Source organism: Rubrobacter tropicus, from assembly GCF_011492945.1.
Lineage (GTDB): Bacteria > Actinomycetota > Rubrobacteria > Rubrobacterales > Rubrobacteraceae > Rubrobacter_D > Rubrobacter_D tropicus.
The window spans coordinates 1506162-1518652 of the sequence record NZ_CP045119.1 but is presented as its reverse complement, the minus strand read 5'-3'; the positions used below and the strand labels follow the sequence as shown (position 1 = coordinate 1518652).

Below are 12491 nucleotides of genomic sequence, written 5' to 3'. Positions count from 1 at the left end.
TTATCCCTCCAACCTCTCCGCCAACTCGGAGTCAGAGAGAGCCAGGATCTGCGCCGCGAGCACGGCGGCGTTGGCAGCGCCGTTTATTGCCACCGTCGCCACCGGAGATCCTTCCGGCATCTGGACGGTCGCGAGCAGGGCGTCGAAGCCGCCGAGCGTTCCGGCGGATAGAGGGATGCCGATTACGGGTAGATCCGTGCGGGCGGCGACGGTTCCTGCCAGGTGCGCGGCCATGCCGGCGGCGCAGATCAGGACTTTGAGCCCGCGCGCCCTGGCTGTGCCCGCGTACTCGGAGACGGATTCGGGATTGGTGTGAACGTCGCGGACTTCTACCTCGAACTCCACGCCGTAGCCATCCAGGCGGTCCGTGCATCCTTCCACGGATGTAAGGTCGGCGTCGCTGCCGACGAGGATGCCCACGGTTGGACTCACAGGTCTTCCAGTTCTATGGCTTCCAGGGCGATGTCGGTCCGGTACTGCATGCCCTCGAAGTGGATCTGCTCGACCGCCGCGTAGGCGCGGGCACGCGCCTCGATGATGGAAGGCCCGGTTCCGACTACGTTCAGGACCCGCCCGCCGGCGGTGTGAAACCGTCCGTCTTCCTCTTCGGTGGCCGCGTGGTAGACGTAGACGCCGGCCGGGATATTCTCCAGGCCCGAGATCTCGTCCCCCGAGTGCGAAGAGTCGGGGTAGCCCTCCGAGGCGAGCACCACGCAGACGGTCTTGTCGGCCGACCAGACTACCTCGCGGCCCGCCAGGTCTTCTTCGCCGGCCGCGATCATGATCTCGAGCAAATCGGAGCCGAGGCGCGGAAGGATCACCTGGGTCTCGGGGTCCCCGAAGCGGCAGTTGAACTCCAAGGCCTTCGGCCCCGTCTCGGTGACCATGACGCCAGCGTAGAGCAGGCCCGTGTAGGGCGCCCCTATAAGAGACAGGTGGTGGATGGTCGGGCGGATGATGTCTTCGAGGATGGCCGCGTAGGTGGCGGGCTCCATCCACATGATCGGGGAGTAGGCCCCCATCCCGCCGGTGTTCGGCCCCTCGTCTTCATCGTACGCCCGCTTGTAGTCCTGGGCCGGCAGGAAGGGGAGGATGTCCCGCCCGTCCGTGACGACGAAGATGGAGGCCTCGCGCCCTTCGAGACACTCCTCTATAACGATCCTCTCCCCCGCAGCCCCGAACTTGCCGGCGAAAGACGCCCTGACGGCCTCCTCGGCCTCGTCGCGGTTGTGGGCGATGGTGACGCCCTTGCCCGCCGCGGCCCCGTCGGCCTTCACGACGACCGGGTAGTCCCGGCGCGTAGCGAGGTAGGCGAGGGCCGCCTCCTCGCGGTCGAAGGCCTCGAAGTCCGCCGAAGGGATGCCGGCCTGGCGCATCAGTTCCTTGGCGAAGACTTTGGAGCCCTCGATGCGGGCTGCGGCGCGGGAGGGACCGAAGACCTTCAGACCCTCCTCCCAGAAGCACTCTGTGATGCCCCCGATCAGGGGCGTCTCGGGACCCACGACCGTCAGGTCTATGGAGTTCTCTTTGGCGAAGTCGCGCAGGGCGACCAGGTCGTCCACGGGGATGTCCGCGACTTGCGCTATGCGGGCTATCCCCGGGTTGCCGGGGGCGGCGAACATCTCGGGGGCGAGCGGGCTCGCGGCCAGGGCTTCGACCAGGGCGTGTTCGCGCCCGCCGCTGCCGACCACCATCACGCGCACGGCGTTAGGTCCCGATCCTCTCTACGATAGCCTGCTCGCGCTCCGGCCCGACGCTGATCATGCACAAAGGAGCCCCAACCTCCGCCTCGACGAACCCGACGAAGTCCTGCGCGGCCCCGGGCAGGTCCCCCCTCATCCTGCACCCCGTGATGTCCTCGTCCCAGCCGGGCAAGGTCTTGTAGACCGGGCGGGCGTGGTGGAGGTCCGTCTGGTGCATCGGGTAGCCGTCGAAGGGCCTCCCGTCCACCTCGTAGCCGGTGCAGATCTTGATCTCATCGACCGCCGATAGAACGTCCAGCATCGTCAGGGCGCAGTGCGTGATCCCGTTCAAGGACGCCGCCCACTTGATGGCGGGAAGGTCGAGCCACCCGACCCGACGGCTCCTTCCTGTCGTCGTCCCGTACTCGCGCCCGACATCCCTGATCCTGTCCCCAACCTCGTCGAAGAGCTCCGTCGGCATCGGCCCGTCCCCGACCCGCGTCGTGTAGGCCTTCGTCACCCCGACCACGTACTCCAGTTGCCCCGCCGGAATGCCCGAGCCCGTAACGGCCCCGCCAACGGTCGGGTTCGACGAGGTGACGAAAGGATACGTGCCGTGGTCGTTGTCGAGGAGGGTGGCCTGTCCGCCTTCTAACAGGACCTTCTCCCGGCGTTCGAGGCCCTCTCGCAGCATGGTGCCGGTGTCGGCCATCATCGGCCGGATAAAGTCCTCGAAGCCGCGCAGCCAGGCGGCGAGTTCGGAGACGTCGTAGGGCTTCTCGCCGTAGACGTTCTCGAAGATCGAGTTCTTCTCGCGCAGGGCGGCCTTCAGCTTCGTCTTGAGGATGCCCTCGTCCGAGATGTCCTGGACGCGGACGCCGTAGCGGGCGATCTTGTCCTCGTAGGCGGGCCCTATGCCCCTGTTGGTGGTCCCGATCTTGGCGTCGCCCAAGGCTATCTCGCGGTGCGAGTCGAGGGCTATGTGGTAGGGCATGATGAGGTGGGCCCGGCCGTCGATCTTGAGCCGGTCGCGGACGCTGATACCGCGCGCCTCGAGCGCCTCGACCTCCTCGACCAAAACCTCCGGGTTGACGACTACCCCGTTGCCGATGGTGCAGACCACGCCCTCGCGCACGATGCCCGATGGGATCAGGTGCAGCTTGAACTCCTCTTCGCCGACGCGGACGGTGTGCCCGGCGTTGTTGCCGCCCGAGTAGCGCGAGACGTAGTTGGCGTCGGAGGCGAGGGAGTCGCACACCCTCCCCTTCCCCTCGTCCCCCCAGGCCAACCCGAGCACGACCGTGGCCGTCAAAGCTCTACCTCCGCGGTGGTGTGCAGGACTCCAGGACAGGCGCGGCGCGAAGAATTCGAGTACGCCGGACCGGGAGCCAAACTCCTCGTCATCCAGTCGGGGCCGACGCTCTCTGCCACGCCCGCAGCGTAGCACATGGTTTTACGCTTTTGAAACGATTTCAAGGTTTCAGGCTACAGGTTTCGGGTCGCCTCCTTCGGAGGCTCTCAGGGAAGGCGTTGGAGCGATGAGGTTTTGAGGGACAGGAAGGCGGAACACCACGGGCGAACGTCCTGAACCGCATCCCTGATACCTGTAACCTGAAGCCTTCTTTACGCCTGGTCGGATATCTCCTGCAGCCCCGTTTGAAGCCCGGCGAGCGCCTGCTCCACGGAGACCTCTCCCTTGAGGGCCGCGTTGAACTGCTCGGCCATCTCCAGCGACATGTCTGAATAGAGGGGCGAGACGGGCCGGGGCCTGGTGTTCTCCAGCGCCTCGCGGCCCAGCCTCGCGACGGGCAGCTCGTCGAGGACTTGCTGGTCTTCGTAGAGGCTTTTCAGCGTGGGCAGCCGGGCGCTCTCGACGGCGAAGGTCTGTTGCTGCTCGGGGGCGGACATGTACTCTATGAAGGCCCAGATCTCCTCGATCTTGTCCTCGGCCTCGGCGTTGACCATGAAGTTCCAGCCGCCGAGCCCGCTGAAGCTCGTGTCCCCCGCCCCGGCCACCGGCAACGCCCCTATATCCACCTGCCCCGGCTTGACCTTGGAGGTCTCAGGGTCGGATAGGAGCCCGTACACGAAGGGCCAGTTGCGCATGAACACGACGTCGCCGTTGGTGAAGCTCGCCTGCGACTCCTGGGTCGTGTAGTCGCCGGAGGCCTGCGGCGCCACGCCGTCGGTGATGAGGCTCCGCCTGAGCTTCAGCCCTTTGGCAGACTCCGGGCTGTCTATGATGACCCTTTCCCCGTCGAGGACGTCGCCCCCGGCGTTCCAGATGTGCTCAAGGGCGTCGACGACGCCGCCCTCGTCCTGCGCACCCTGGAAGACGAACCCGAACCTCGTCCCCTGGTCGGCGCGGACCTTCTCGGCCATGCTCTTCATCTCGTCCCAGGTCTTGGGCGGTTCGGAGAAGCCGCTCTTCTCCAGGAGGTCCGTGCGATAGTAGAACATCCCGGCGTCCGTGAACCACGGGACGCCGTAGGTCTTTCCCTCGTACTGGACGGCCTGGGTGGGGCCTTCAAGGTAGTCCTTCTGCATCTCTGGCGTGAAGCGGTCCGAGAGGTCGAGGATGTAGCCGTTCGCGGCGAACTGGGCGGGCCAGACGACGTCGCCCGCTATCACGTCCATCGTCGACCGTCCAGACTGCAGCTCTGCCTGCATCTGCTCGAAGAACTCGGCGCTCGAGGCGGGCATCTGTCGCCACTTGACCTGGACCTCGCCCCTGTTCTCCCTGTTGAAGCGGTCGAGAATCTTCTGCAAACCGCCCGCCTCGTCGGGGATGAAGCCGAGGGTGATCTCGACGGCCCCACCCGAGCTTTCCCCGCCGCCACAGCCGGCCAGGACGCCCCCGAGCGCGGCGGCCCCGGCGAGCCCCCCGCCCATCCTCAAGAACCCGCGGCGGCTCATGCGCCCCGCGCGTCGCGCAGTAAACCCGTTCATCCGTCCGCTCCTTCCGATCCGCCAAAGCCCCCCGGCGGACGGTCTGTGCCGGGGATGCGACCGGGCTTGCCCGAGTACGGACCGGCCCACGTCGGCACCCCGACAGTACGATCGTCGCTACCTCTTTCCCCGCTGGCCGGGATTTATACCACCGCCGACGGACCGGCCACCAGGCCGTTACTCGAAAAGGACCACGGGCTCGCGGTAGTAGCGGACGCGGTTCTCGGCCCAGCGCTCCGCGACGAACCTCCTGAGCTCGACGTTGCGGGCGCGGGGTTCGCCGGACATCATCCTCTCCAGCGGGTAGCGCACGCCGAGGACGCGCTCCTCGACGCGAAAGCGGGTGACGCCGGCGGGAAGGACGGAGCCGGAGGCGACGATCTCGACCAACTCCTCCGGGGCGAAGGCGCCGTACCGGATCAGGGCCTCCCCATTGGTGAGGCGCACGGCCCCATCGGGCTCGATGCGCCGCACCGAAGCCCCTTCCGGGTAGAGCGCCTGCAACTCCCACATCACGCGGGACCGGGCCAGCGGGCCGCCCTCTTCGGAGAGGACGAAGGCGGTCTCCCCGGCGGCCGACTCGACCTCGGCGACGACCTCGCCGTTGGGGCTCTCACCGATCAGCAACCCGTTCCTCCCGTCGGGCTCGAACCCCCGGACCACGTGGCCCCAGCCCTCGGCCCGCTCCGGCGGTTCGACGAGCTGGACGAGGACGAAGCGGGCGCCCAATTCGGTCATGGCGCGGACCCGGTGGGCGCCGTCGAGGACGAGGAATCGGTCCTCGTAGGGCGAGGCGATGACGGGGTTACGTTGCTCGCCTTCGGCCTCGACCCTGGACTTGAGCCTGGCGAGGCGGGCCTCGTCGTGGGCCTCGTGCAGGATCAGGCACCCGGTTTCGACGAGGCGAAGGTCTTTGAGAGATCGGATCACGAACTAGAGTCCCGAGCCGCCGACGGATGTCCTGGCTAGAAGCTGACCGCTGATAGCTGACAGCACGGTTTGCCCCCGGCAAACCGCCTCAGGCGTCTCCGCCGCGGCGGCCCCAGAGAAAGTCGAGCAGCAAGAAGCCGCCGAAGAAGAAGGCCGCGATCACGGCCATGAACCCGACGATGCCGAGCAGCAGGTAGATAGTCTCCAAAGCTTTTGCGGCCTTTCCTTCTGTAGGCGGTCTCGAAGAGTCGGGACGGCCGGATTCGAACCGGCGACCACTCGGCCCCCAGCCGAGTGCGCTACCAGACTGCGCCACGTCCCGACGCGCCTCTTCGTGGGGCAAAATCATACCAGACGGAGGCCGTGCTATCATCCGTTTTCCGTGTCCCGAGCCGCCCTATACATAAGGACAGACCCGGCCTCACAGTTGCCTTCCAGGGAGGAACAGGCGTCTTCCTGCGAGACGTTCGCGGCCGAGAACGGCCACGAGGTAGTGGCCCGCTACGAGGACCTGGAGGCCCCTGGCACCCTCCTCTACCACAAGCCGGCCCTGAAAGAGGCGATCAACAACATAAAGGAAGAGGAGGACTGGGAGGTCCTGATCGTCGCCCGGCCGGGCTGCATCTCGGACGACGAGTCGGCCCTGCACGAGTTCGTGCACAAGCTCTCGCTGTACGGCAACCGGCTGGAGAGTCCCGGGCGTTCGTGGGAGGAGTTTTTGGCCGCCATGAAAGCCTACCGCCGGGCGATGTCCCGGGGATGATCCGGCCTGTGTCAAACGCTTTACGGTCGGGTAGTATTGGCCCGTGAGTTTTGTCTTGATAGTCATCGGCACCGTGCTCCTGGTCGTATGCCTTGCCGGGGTCGCCCTTGGCATCTACATGGCGCTCGACGGCAAGAACCGCGAGCCCGGCGTCCTCTTCTCCCTGTGCTGGGTGTCGGGCGCGGCCGGGGCGGCCGGCGTCATGATGCGCGACGGCGTTACTTTTCTTATCGGGACGCTGTGCTTCCTCGTGGCCGGCGCCGTCTTCGTCCTGTCCGGAGCCGGACAGAAAGACTCGGCCAGGCGGAACAGGGGCGGGCCCAGCGGGCACACCCCCGACGGGTCCGAGAAGACGACCAGGGAGAACAGGTCGGGTTACAGGCGGGCCGCCTCTTAGCGACGCCCGCGAAGGGAGGAGGCTAGAAAGTGTCGCTTATCCGCACCATCCTGGGGTTCGTAATACTGCTGATCCTGGTCCACGTGGCCCTCGTCTACGTCGGCATCAACAGCGGCGCGAACACCGTAACCAGGGCCATCTACAGCCTCGGCACCCTCCTGGAATCCCCCGCCGCCCTCCTCATAAACGCCGTCCCCGCCATCCAGCAGTACCTGGACCCGACCAGCTTCTTCACCGTGGCCTTCACCGCGATAGGGCTGTACCTGATCCTGTACCTCCTCCTCGGGGTCGGAAAAAAGGGCTAGTCAGCCCGCTCCGGCTTCGCCTCCGCTTGTCAGCCCGGCGCTTCGCGCCTCTCAGCACGTCCCCTTCGGGGACTCTCAGCACGCCGCTTCGCGGCTTTCGGCCTGTCAGCAAGTCGTCTGTATCCGATACGCCTCCCGGTACTCGAACCGCCACGCCATGCGCGGCCCGGTCGGGCTCTGCGCGGCAAGAAGCTGACAAGCTGAAAGCGGAGGCGAAGCGGCGTGCTGACTAGCTGAACTCCTTTACGAATCGTTTGTCTATGTGGTGCTTGATCCGTAATGCGAGGCGACCCCGCCAGGTCAGCGGGCCGTAGATGGCGAGGCCGGTTCCGTCGCCGAGGTCGAGGACGTAGAGGTAGTGGTTTTGGGGTTTGTATGGGCGGAGGGGCTCGTCCCACAGGACGGCCTGGAGGTTGTGGTAGAGGACGGGGCCCTGACGGACGGCGAAGACGCCGAATTGGGGCAGGCGGGCGCCGCGGAAGGCCACGGCGTCTCCGCCGCCGAAGATCCCCGCGTCGTTGGGGCTCTGGAGGTGGCGGTTCACCCACAGGGCGCCGTCGTCGCCCGTCGCCAGGCGTGAGCGGCGGAAGAGGCCGGGCGGCGAGACGCCGGTGGCGGCCAGGACGAGGTCGGCCTCTATCTTCGTACCGTCCCGGAGGACGGCCGCCCCTGGTTGCAGGTTCGCGTTCTGGCCCAGGACCACCTCCACGCCGGGGCCTCGTAGACGTTCGAGCATGACGCGCCGGGCGGCCCTCGGCGAGGTGGGGAGCAGGTCCGGTTCCGCCTCGACGAGCGTCATCTTCCCCCCGCGCAGCAGGCCGACGACGTTGGCGGCGACCTCGCAACCCGCCGCGCCGCCGCCGACAACGAGGACGCGGGGCGCGTCCGGTACCGGAGCGAGAAGCGTCTCTCTGACCCTCTCCAGGTTCGCGATAGGCTTTACCGGGATCGCGCCGTCCCGGGCGGGGGTCCCGCTTCCCACGCAGAAGGATACGGCGTCGTAAGGGACGATCAGCCCGTCCTCGAGAACGAGGGCGCGCTCCCGATATAGGACCTCCGCAACGCGTCCCCTCACAAAACGCCCCCCGCCGCGTTCGACGAGGCAGCGGATGTCGATGCGGTTCTCGCCGGGTTCGTGGGAGCCGGAGAGCACGCCGGTCTCCATACCCGAGTAGTGGAGGTGCTCTGCGGGATCTATCAGGACCACGTCGAAGCCGCGGCCGACCAACTCGCCCGTGCGGCGGAGCGTGTAGAGGTTCGCGTGGCCGCCTCCGGCCAGGGCTATCGTGGGTCTGCGGGGGCTCTCGCTCACCCGACCGTTATATACCCTGAAAAGAGTATGTTTGCGGAATGCTTGGACTCGGCCCACAAGAATGCCGTATACTTCCCGGAACGATTCCTAAACGCCGCAGGAGGCGCTATGACGGAACCGAAGAGAAGAAGAGTTCATGGGAGGCGATGCTACGGACGGACGAACAGGAGCGCGCGATGATCGAGTTTAAGGGCGTAAGCAAGACCTATGCAGGGTCCGACAGGCCCGTCGTAAACGACCTCACTTTCAACATAGAGGACGGCGAGATCTGCGTGCTGGTGGGTCCCAGCGGTTGCGGCAAGACGACAAGCATGAGGATGGTCAACCGGCTCATCGAGCCGACGGAGGGCGAGATCCTCATAGACGGCGAGCCGAACACGTCCATGAGCGGGACGCAGCTCAGGCGCAAGATCGGGTACGCCATCCAGCAGATAGGCCTCTTCCCCCACCGCACCATCGCCGACAACATCGCCACCGTCCCCAACCTGCTCGGATGGGACAAGGGCAGGATGAAGGAGCGCGTTGACGAGCTCATGGACCTCGTCGGCCTGCCGGCGGATCAGTACCGCGACCGCTACCCGGCCGAGCTCTCGGGCGGCCAGCAACAGAGGATAGGCGTCGCCCGCGCGCTCGCGGCGGATCCGCCGATCATGCTCATGGACGAACCTTTCGGGGCGGTCGACCCCATCACGCGCGACAGGCTCCAGAACGAGTTCTTGAGAATCCAGCAGGACATCAAGAAGACCATCGTCTTCGTCACCCACGACATAGACGAGGCCATAAAGATGGGCGACAAGATCGCCATCCTGAAAGAAGGCGGCATCCTCGCCCAGTACGACACGCCCGAGAACGTGCTCGTCAACCCGGCCTCGGAGTTCGTGCAGTCCTTCGTCGGCGGCGACAGGGTCCTCAAGCGCCTCTCGCTCACGCGCGTCGGCGACGTGGACCTCGACCCGCCGACCGCCAACGGACACGACCTGCCGCGAATCCGGGAGGAGTGGACCCTGAGGGACGCCCTTTCGGAGATCATCGGCGCGGGGGCGGACAGGGGCGTGGTGGTTCAGAACGGCGACGGCAACGGGGCTTCGAGCGGCACGATCACGCTCAACTCCATAAGGGAGATCTCCCACGGCGCCGGGGCGCCGCGTGGCTAGCCTAACGAGCGGTTCCGCGGTGCTCGCCTTTCTGCAAGACTTCGCCCCCGAGAGCGCGCAGGATGGCTTCATAGACTGGGAATGGCTGGGCGACAACTTCACCGAAGACGTGGTGCCGGCGTTTCTTCAGCACATCTTTTTGTGCTTCGTCTCACTCGCCATCGCGATCCTCATCTCGGTGCCGCTCGGCATCCTCGCCGCGCGCTACCGCAGGATCTACCCTCCTCTGACGGCGCTCACGGGGTTTTTCTACACGATTCCTAGCTTCTCCATGTTCACCATCCTGCTGTTCGTCGTCGGGCTAAGCGCTGGCACAACGCCGGCAGTCATAGCGCTCGTGCTCTACTCGCTGCTCGTCCTTATCCGAAACGTGGTGACGGGTCTTGACTCGGTGCCGCCCGAGACCAAGGACGCGGCACGCGGGATGGGTTTGACCGACCGGCAGATACTCTGGAGGGTCGAGTTGCCGCTGGCGCTGCCGGTAATAGTAGCCGGGATGCGCATAGCTATCGTCACGGTCATCGGCATCGCGGTCATAGGCGCGTACATCGGGGCCGGCGGGCTAGGCGTCCTGATTTTCAGTGGCATCCAGCGCGACTTCCCGACCATGTACATAACCGGGGCGGTTCTTTCGACCCTGCTCGCGATTGCGGCCGACTTGCTGTTCGTCCGTGCGGAACGGATGATGAGCCCGTGGGCCCGCCGGGCGAGGGGGGCGGCATAAGATGGACAGGTTTATCGAAACCCTGCAACGCCCGGACTTTATCGAGAACTTGATCATCCACATCGAGTACACGGTACTGGCGACGCTTATTGGACTGCTGGTCGCCATCCCGGTGGCGGTGCTTGTGAACCGCTCGGACGCGGCCTCCACGTTCGCCATTAACGTAGGTAATATCGGGCGCGCGGTGCCTTCGCTCGCGGTGCTGGTCCTGATGTTCCCGGTCTTCGGGCTAGGGTTCGACAGTGTGCTGTTCGCCCTGACGCTCCTCGCCATTCCGCCGATCCTCATAAACGCGGTGGTGGGGCTGCGGCAGGTTAGCGCCCAGATCCTGGACTCGGCGAAGGGCATGGGGCTCTCGGGCCGCCAGGTCCTCACGGGCATCCAGATCCCGATAGCAGCCCCCATCATCTTCGCCGGCATCCGAACGTCGGCGGTGCAGGTGGTGGCGAGCGCGACCCTGGCGACGTTTATCGGCGGCGGCGCGTTGGGCGACTATATAGTCGAGGGGTTCCAGCGCAACGACACGGCCATATCCCTCGCCGGGGCTTTCTCGGTGGCGGTCCTGGCGGTTATCACCGAGCTCGGCTTCGCCGCGCTCGAACGCACGTTTACCCCAAAGGGGCTTCGTATAGCCCAGAAGAGAGGAAGAGCAACCAAATGACGGGAGAGAGAGTGAAGAACAAGACAATGTTTATCCGGGCGGTAACGGCCATGCTGATCACCGCCCTGGTGTTCGTCGCGGCTGCCTGCGGCGGAGGAGGCGGGGGCAGCAGCAGCGACGGCCCGAGCATCACGGTTAGCTCGAAGAAGTTCACCGAGCAGATACTCCTCGGCGAGATGTACGCCCAGGCCTTCGAAGACGAGGGCTACAACGTCGAGCGCAAGCTGGACCTCGGCTCGGAGCAGGTCATGGACAAGTCCCTCCAGGACGGCACCATAGACGTCTATCCCGAGTACACGGGCACGGCCTACGTGGCTATCCTGAAGAAGCCGCCGGAGTCGTATCCGAAGTCGGCAGAGGAAACCTACAGGCAGGTCGCCAAGTTCTACAAGAACCGCAAAGACACGCCGATGCAAATGCTCGAGCCGGCGCCTTTCGAGAACAACTACGGCATCGTGATGTTGAGCAAGGAGGCGAACGAGCGGGGCATAGAGAACCTGGACGACCTCGCCGCCCAGTCCGACGAGCTCGTGTTCTCCTCGTATTCGGAGTTCCAGAACCGCTCGGACGGCTACAAGAACATGCAGGACAGTTACCCTGAGCTCGACTTCAAGGACATCAAGATCGTCAACGACCTCGGCATCCGCTACAAGGCTCTGGCCGAGGGTGAGGCCGACGTTGGCATCGGGTTCACCACCGACGGCCAGCTCGCCTCCCCCGAGCTGAAGGTGATCGAGGACAACAAGGACATCTGGCCGAAGTACTACCCGGCCCCGGTCATCACCCAGGAGTTCCTTGACAAGAACCCGGACGCCAAGAAGATCCTCAACGAAGTCTCGGCCAGCCTCGACGCGGACAAGATGCGCGAGCTGAACGGCGCGGTCGACCTCGAGCAGGAGGACCCGGAAGACGTCGCCCAGGGCCACCTGGAAGACGCTGGCATCATCGAATAACCGCGCCCCAACAGAGAGGCGCCCCCTGACCCGCGCGTCGGCACTGGCGTTTATCGTGAGCTCCGCGGCCGTGGCCGGCCTGGTGTGGTGGTCCGGCGACGGGCCGGTGCGGGCTGTGGAGACGCCCGAGCTGCGCGCCGCGCCGGAGCCGCTCGCGGCGTTGGGAACCGCCGCTGCGACGGAAGAAGGGGCACGCTCGGAGGCGGGGCCGGAGATACGGATAGGAGATTTCGAGCGGCCGGAAGAGGTGCCCGAGTACGAGATCCTCGACGAGAGGAGGAACCGGCGCGACGGGGCACGCGGCGCGTGGCTTCTGATCGACACGCGCGCGCACAGCGAGGAAGAGTACGTCCTGATCACCCGCCACCTAAAGGTCAGGTACGCAAACCTCGACGCCGTGTCGATCGAGTTCATCGACCTGAGGCAGGCGCTCCGCTACAACGGCGGAGCCCTGATCTTCAACACGACCGCCGGCGTGGGTTACATAGGCTACTTCCACGGCCCGCCAAACAACAAAGGCTACTACGTCAAGGCCACCGATTGAACGGGGCCGGGACCCGTTCTGCTGTTGAACGGTCGTGAACTTGAGCATATAATGTGATGCTTGTAGCGGGAAGCAGACCGTGTGACCATTTCTAGTTCGGCTGGCGGGAGAAGTGCG

The 12491-nt window shown here is 65.6% G+C and carries 14 protein-coding genes and 1 tRNA gene; 8 read left to right on the top strand and 7 right to left on the bottom strand.

Annotated features, from left to right (window positions below):
• From purE to GBA63_RS07380, 6 genes are all read right to left on the bottom strand, one after another.
• Positions 1-432: a 5-(carboxyamino)imidazole ribonucleotide mutase gene (gene purE, locus GBA63_RS07405; protein ID WP_166174852.1), complete on the bottom strand. Its 432-nt coding sequence runs from the start codon at positions 430-432 to the stop codon at positions 1-3.
• Positions 429-1694 carry a phosphoribosylamine--glycine ligase gene (gene purD / locus GBA63_RS07400; protein WP_228282495.1) on the bottom strand — a complete coding sequence of 422 codons (1266 nt, stop codon included), beginning with the start codon at positions 1692-1694 and terminating at the stop codon, positions 429-431. The genes purE and purD overlap by 4 nt, the downstream gene beginning before the upstream one ends.
• Before the next feature lie 13 nt (positions 1695-1707).
• Positions 1708-2994, bottom strand: a complete 1287-nt coding sequence (locus GBA63_RS07395) for an adenylosuccinate synthase (RefSeq protein ID WP_166174848.1) — start codon at positions 2992-2994, stop codon at positions 1708-1710.
• A 311-nt stretch (positions 2995-3305) separates the two neighbouring features.
• Complete coding sequence (locus GBA63_RS07390) at positions 3306-4631, bottom strand: ABC transporter substrate-binding protein (RefSeq protein WP_166174846.1); 1326 nt, start codon at positions 4629-4631, stop codon at positions 3306-3308.
• Between the two features lie 177 nt (positions 4632-4808).
• A complete protein-coding gene (locus tag GBA63_RS07385; protein ID WP_166174844.1) occupies positions 4809-5561 on the bottom strand; it encodes a ParB N-terminal domain-containing protein in 753 nt (250 codons plus the stop codon).
• A gap of 248 nt (positions 5562-5809) precedes the next feature.
• Positions 5810-5883 (bottom strand) — tRNA-Pro (locus tag GBA63_RS07380).
• Between the two features lie 12 nt (positions 5884-5895).
• Here GBA63_RS07380 and GBA63_RS07375 point away from each other — a divergent pair.
• The 3 genes from GBA63_RS07375 to GBA63_RS07365 are packed head-to-tail and all read left to right on the top strand — an operon-like array spanning position 5896 to position 7026.
• Complete coding sequence (locus GBA63_RS07375) at positions 5896-6324, top strand: recombinase family protein (protein ID WP_323127034.1); 429 nt, start codon at positions 5896-5898, stop codon at positions 6322-6324.
• 43 nt (positions 6325-6367) lie between these two features.
• Positions 6368-6721, top strand: a complete 354-nt coding sequence (locus tag GBA63_RS07370; protein WP_166174840.1) for a hypothetical protein — start codon at positions 6368-6370, stop codon at positions 6719-6721.
• Between the two features lie 29 nt (positions 6722-6750).
• Positions 6751-7026, top strand: a complete 276-nt coding sequence (locus GBA63_RS07365; RefSeq protein ID WP_166174838.1) for a hypothetical protein — start codon at positions 6751-6753, stop codon at positions 7024-7026.
• Between the two features lie 229 nt (positions 7027-7255).
• Here the strand turns inward: GBA63_RS07365 and GBA63_RS07360 are convergent, their stop codons facing one another.
• On the bottom strand, positions 7256-8338 hold the full coding sequence (locus tag GBA63_RS07360; protein WP_166174836.1) for an NAD(P)/FAD-dependent oxidoreductase: 1083 nt from the start codon (positions 8336-8338) through the stop codon (positions 7256-7258).
• 176 nt (positions 8339-8514) lie between these two features.
• Here GBA63_RS07360 and GBA63_RS07355 point away from each other — a divergent pair, with 176 nt between their 5' ends.
• From GBA63_RS07355 to GBA63_RS07335, 5 genes are read left to right on the top strand one after another with little or no spacing between them, the layout of a single operon-like run.
• Complete coding sequence (locus GBA63_RS07355; RefSeq protein ID WP_166174834.1) at positions 8515-9492, top strand: ABC transporter ATP-binding protein; 978 nt, start codon at positions 8515-8517, stop codon at positions 9490-9492.
• The gene (locus GBA63_RS07350) at positions 9485-10216 is read left to right on the top strand and encodes an ABC transporter permease (protein WP_228282360.1); all 732 of its coding nucleotides are present in this window, start codon (positions 9485-9487) and stop codon (positions 10214-10216) included. Before GBA63_RS07355 ends, GBA63_RS07350 begins: the two co-directional genes overlap by 8 nt.
• Position 10217: 1 nt before the next feature.
• A complete protein-coding gene (locus GBA63_RS07345) occupies positions 10218-10877 on the top strand; it encodes an ABC transporter permease (protein ID WP_166174832.1) in 660 nt (219 codons plus the stop codon).
• A complete protein-coding gene (locus GBA63_RS07340) occupies positions 10874-11830 on the top strand; it encodes a glycine betaine ABC transporter substrate-binding protein (protein ID WP_228282358.1) in 957 nt (318 codons plus the stop codon). The genes GBA63_RS07345 and GBA63_RS07340 overlap by 4 nt, the downstream gene beginning before the upstream one ends.
• A 55-nt stretch (positions 11831-11885) precedes the next feature.
• Positions 11886-12374: a hypothetical protein gene (locus tag GBA63_RS07335; protein ID WP_166174830.1), complete on the top strand. Its 489-nt coding sequence runs from the start codon at positions 11886-11888 to the stop codon at positions 12372-12374.
• Positions 12375-12491 lie beyond the last annotated feature (117 nt).